General features: G+C 53.4%; 1 protein-coding gene. It reads right to left on the reverse strand.

The window, feature by feature from the left end; translation table 11 throughout:
• Positions 1-43: 43 nt before the first annotated feature.
• Positions 44-463 (reverse strand): hypothetical protein, encoded by a 420-nt coding sequence (locus E1297_RS00990; RefSeq protein WP_155132772.1) that lies wholly within the window; start codon positions 461-463, stop codon positions 44-46.
• Between the last annotated feature and the right edge of the window lie 213 nt (positions 464-676).

Below are 676 nucleotides of genomic sequence, written 5' to 3' on the forward strand. Positions count from 1 at the left end.
TCTAAGCGGCCAAGATCACCGGCCTCGCTCTCGCCTGACTACGTCAGGGCATCGGCGCGCTGTCCGCCACGGCCTCAGCGATTTCCGGTTTAACCCTAAAGAACAGGTGCGCTTTGTTCTGGGGGTCCGGGACGTCCTTCCTGGTTTTCGGGTGAGTGAGTTTGTTTTCGTGCCAGAGGAGCAGCAGAGGCGCGCCCGTGATTTCGAATTCCTTTCCTTCCTCATCGACGAACAAGGCGGCGCAGTCGAGGATTTTCGAGGACACCAGAGCATTGGTCATACCAAAGAGTTCGTCCGACATTTCGTCGTTATTTGTGATCGAGGCGATGTCGTTGTAGCCGTATTTCCTGCCCGGGTCCTGTTTTGGAGAAGTTACGTGATCGAATAGGGTTAAGCACTTGTCGATCCATGCCGTTCTTCCGAATATCGTCTGGATTTTCGCTCTGCTCTCTTCCAGGTCCATGTCTTTTGCCTATCGGTTCTTTTGGTAATTAAGGCAGACTAGCAGCATTTGGATGCGCCGACACAGCGCCGTTCACTATTTGGCATTAGGTTTTGGGAGCTTGCCCCATGGGTTTAAAGCTGATTCCTTAACGTCTTCCCCGCCCTGAAGGATAGGGATTTTTAGCGAAGCGCAAGCCGTTGAGCTGCGCGACGAGATTCGCGTTGCTGACAG

The organism is Roseibium sp. RKSG952, assembly GCF_009711355.1.

What these genes read in the sequence shown, in the direction of transcription:
- E1297_RS00990 (WP_155132772.1), bottom strand. Translation starts at nt 463, where the DNA reads ATGGACCTGGAAGAGAGCAGAGCGAAAATCCAGACGATATTCGGAAGA.